Annotated in this window: 1 protein-coding gene and 1 pseudogene; one reads left to right on the forward strand and one right to left on the reverse strand. The window is 66.4% G+C overall.

Translation table 11 applies throughout. From position 1 onward, the window contains the following. Nucleotides 1–144: 144 nt before the first annotated feature. Nucleotides 145–1,019 (forward strand): annotated as a pseudogene (locus M1203_RS38435) (IS5 family transposase). 18 nt (nt 1,020–1,037) lie between these two features. Here M1203_RS38435 and M1203_RS38440 read toward each other — a convergent pair. Beyond that, on the reverse strand, nt 1,038–1,535 hold the full coding sequence (locus M1203_RS38440; RefSeq protein ID WP_249954511.1) for a DUF1877 family protein: 498 nt from the start codon (nt 1,533–1,535) through the stop codon (nt 1,038–1,040). Nucleotides 1,536–1,836 lie beyond the last annotated feature (301 nt).

Genomic DNA, 1,836 nt, shown 5'->3' on the forward strand with positions numbered 1-1,836 from the left:
TGCCACCCGCACAGCCTGACGGCCGTAGGCCGCCCAGGGCCATGACCCGGACGGCGCGTCACACCACAACAGGGCAAACGTTGCCTGATTCGGCACTAGGGCGTGTATCGAAAGTGGTTCTCGAGCATGCGATGATCTTGATTCGTGGGGCGAGGAGATCTGACAGACGCGCAGTGGGCGGTGCTGGAGTCGCTGTTGCCGAAGGGCAAGAAGCCGGGCCGGCCGGCGATATAGACCCGGCGACGACTGATCGACGGCATACGGTGGCGGACCCGAACCGGGACGCCGTGGCGGGATGTTCCGGAGCGGTACGGGCCCTGGGGCCGGGCCTACGACCTTTTTCGCCGCTGGCAGCGAGACGATATCTGGCAGCGGATCTTTACCGAGCTGCAGGCCCGGGCCGACGCCCAGGACCTGATCACCTGGGACCTCAACGTCGACTCCACCATTGTCCGGGCCCACCAGCACGCAGCCGGGGCAAGGAAAAAGGGGACCTGCAAAAGGAACCGCCCGGCGGCATCGTCATCGAGCCTGACGACCATGGGATCGGGCGCTCCCGCGGCGGCCTGACCACCAAGCTACATCTGGCCGCCGAGCAGGGGCAGAAGCCTATGTCCATCGTGGTCACAGCCGGACAGCGCGGCGACTCCCCGCAGTTCGAGCCCGTCCTTGACAAGGTCCGCGTGCCCCGCATGGGGCCGGGTAGGCCGCGCACTCGACCCGACCGCGTGCGTGCCGACAAAGCGTACGCCTCCCGGAAAAACCGCGCTTACCTGCGCAGACGTAGTATCCGCTGCACCATCCCTGACAAGGCCGACCAGGCCCGCAACCGAAAGATGCTCGGCTCCCGCGGCGGCCGTCCACCGAAGTTCGACCCGGAGGACTACAAGGCCCGGCACGCCGTCGAGTGCGGCATCAACCGGCTGAAGCGGCACCGGGCCGTCGCCACGCGATACGACAAACTTGCTGTCCGCTACGAAGCAACATTGCTGGTCGCCGCCATCAACGAATGGCTGTGACCGGCACGCGACCACCTCTCAAGCCCACACCACCCTGACCACGGCATGGCCTGCTGCAGCCGCCCGCCCATAGAACCCTTGGAGGCCCCTGTGATAGTCGAGAAACTCCTGCCTGACGTGCACCTCGTCCCAGCCGGCCCAGACGAGCTTGGCACCGGCGACGTTCCACAGCTCGTCGAACGAGACACGTGCGAGGAAGCCTGCGGCCTGTGACACCCCAGGCGGGTCCAGAACCCCCAGGGGCGGGTTGGAGGGGGCAGCATCGGCGCTGTGTGCCACTGGCCGCCCGCCGTAAATCGGCAGCTCCCAAAAGCCGTCGGCATCCGCATCGAGGACATCGGCAGCGGCATAGAGGTCATTGACGGAGCCCCAAACCTTGTCGATCGAATCGGCGATGCCCGCTGCGTACTCGTCGGGGTGGTTCTCCCAAGCCTCCCACATGAACGCTGCAAGCCAGGTGTGGTCGTCCCGGATCTCGGAATCCGCGACGGCGCGCATGTGCATGTGGATGCTCACGGCGACGAGTCCTCCCAGTTCGGCGGCCCGCCTGCCGGGCCGAACGGAGAGAACCTACTCGACGGCACTGACGGCGCGATGCCGTCTCTTAACGCCGGGATGCTCGGCTCTGCCAGGACGCCGTCCGCCACCCGAGCGCCGCGTGTCGTCGAGATCGACCACTGCGGACAGATACACATCCGTACGGACTTTCGCAACAGGCCCTAGTACTCCAGCAGGATTTCGGTGTCTGACCTGGTCTTTCGCCCGGTGGTGGGAGTGTAGCGGGACTTCGGTCGTGCGGGGGCGGTCTCACGGAGAC

Origin of the sequence: Streptomyces sp. 35G-GA-8, from assembly GCF_023534745.1 — a bacterium.
Lineage (GTDB): Bacteria > Actinomycetota > Actinomycetes > Streptomycetales > Streptomycetaceae > Streptomyces.